This is a genomic window from Halodurantibacterium flavum, from assembly GCF_042681825.1.
Taxonomy (GTDB): Bacteria; Pseudomonadota; Alphaproteobacteria; order Rhodobacterales; family Rhodobacteraceae; genus Halodurantibacterium; species Halodurantibacterium flavum.
In genome coordinates this window covers 1-1,667 of the sequence record NZ_JBHUGH010000020.1, presented here as the reverse complement: position 1 = coordinate 1,667, position 1,667 = coordinate 1, and the positions used below count along the sequence as shown (strand labels likewise).

Genomic DNA, 1,667 nt, shown 5'->3' with positions numbered 1-1,667 from the left:
TGCGTATTCCACGGAAGATGGGCATCGATTCCACGGCATCGTGGGCAGCCATTCCACGCCTCGGGCAGTCTGGCCGACTGGTGCATGGAGTCAGGCTCGACCCGTCGGGTCAAGCGGTTTCATCGCGGCGGCGCGCTTTCGCATGCTTTCTCCGGCGAGGGGCAGACGGTGTGCATTGTGGACGAGCCGGTCCAGAATGGCGTCGGCCAGAGTCGGGTCGCCGATGGCGTCGTGCCAGTGCTCGACCGGGAGCTGACTGGTGACGATCGTGGAGCCACGGCCGTGCCGGTCCTCCAGGATCTCCAGCATGTCCCGCCGCTCCGTTGATGTCAGGACGGCAAGGCCCCAGTCATCGAGAATGAGCAGGTCGGTCCTGGCGAGCGCCTTGAGCATCCGGGCGTGTCGGCCGTCGCCTCGTGCGATGGCGAGGGCCTCGAAGAGACGCCCCACCCGATGGTAGGCGACGGCGTGACCGTCGCGGCAGGCCTTGTGGCCGAGTGCGCAGGCGATCCAACTCTTGCCGAGGCCGGTCGGGCCGGTGATGAGCAGGTTCTCGTGGCGCGCGATCCATGCACCATCGATCAGGTGAGCCATGACGGCGCGGTCGATGCCGCGCGGGGTGCGCAGGTCGAGATCCTCAACACAGGCGGCCTGGCGCAGGGCGGCGAACTTGAGGCGGGCGGTCAGTCGCTTTGCGTCTCGTTCGGCGACCTCCCGGTCGACCAGAAGGCCCAGCCGTTCTTCGAAGCCGAGGTTATCGAAGGTGGCCGGGGCGTGTCGCTGCTCGTCCAGCGCCTTGGCCATGCCGGTGAAGCCGAGGGCGATCAGGCGCTCGGAAGTGGGATGGGTCAGCAAGGTGAGATCTCCTTTCAATGGTAATAGCCCTGTCCGCGGATGTTCGAATGCTGGAGAGGAAGCTGTTCGGGGTCTTCTTCGAGGAAGGCAGTGTCGAGCCCGTTCTTCAGGATCGATCTGATGGAAGCGACGGAGCGGGCCCGAATGGATAATCCCCGTCGGCAGGCGGCATCGAGGCGGGTGGGCTCATAGCTCCTGGCCAGCGCAAGAACGCCAAGGCAACTTCGAAAGCCCTGCTCGGGATGAGGTCGGTCGGCCATCACAGCCTCGCAAAATGCCGCCACCGACGGACCGAGCTTTTCGGCTTGCGCCAATACGCGGGCGGGCGTCCATTCCGCGTGGCGACGGTGGGACGAGGGCATGTGCTCTGGGACCGTAACGTGGCTGCGTCGGCCAAGGCAGCGTGGATGGCTGGCAACCCGTTGCCCTTTATGGAAGATCTCAACGACCGCTCTGCAGACGCGGACATCAACCTCCTGCCGGATCAGCCCGAACGGCACGGAATACCAGGAGCTGTCGACCTCGACGTGATAGTCGGGCGCGACGCGGGCGCGCTTCCAGCGGGCGAACGTGTAGGGCTCCGGCGGCAGCGGCTGGAGGTTCGGCCGGTCGATCGTGGCGAAGAGGTCGGCACGGCTGGCGCCATAGCCGCGCATGACGCGCACGTTCAGTTCGTTCAGCAGCCGCCGGATCGCGGCGTTCAGATCGGCCAGGGAGAAGAAGCGCAGGTTGCGCAGCCGCGCCAGAATCCAGCGCTGAGCAACTTGCACGGCGACTTCCACCTTCGCCTTGTCGCGGGGCTTGTAAGGACG

2 protein-coding genes are annotated in these 1,667 nt (G+C 66.0%); both read right to left on the bottom strand.

Going from position 1 to position 1,667, the window contains the following annotated elements:
- Nucleotides 1-90 precede the first annotated feature (90 nt).
- A complete protein-coding gene (istB, locus tag ACFSGJ_RS17155; RefSeq protein ID WP_390264670.1) occupies nucleotides 91-855 on the bottom strand; it encodes an IS21-like element helper ATPase IstB in 765 nt (254 codons plus the stop codon).
- 14 nt (nucleotides 856-869) lie between these two features.
- On the bottom strand, nucleotides 870-1,667 hold a 798-nt coding region (locus ACFSGJ_RS17150; RefSeq protein WP_417398446.1), incomplete at its 5' end, for a Mu transposase domain-containing protein.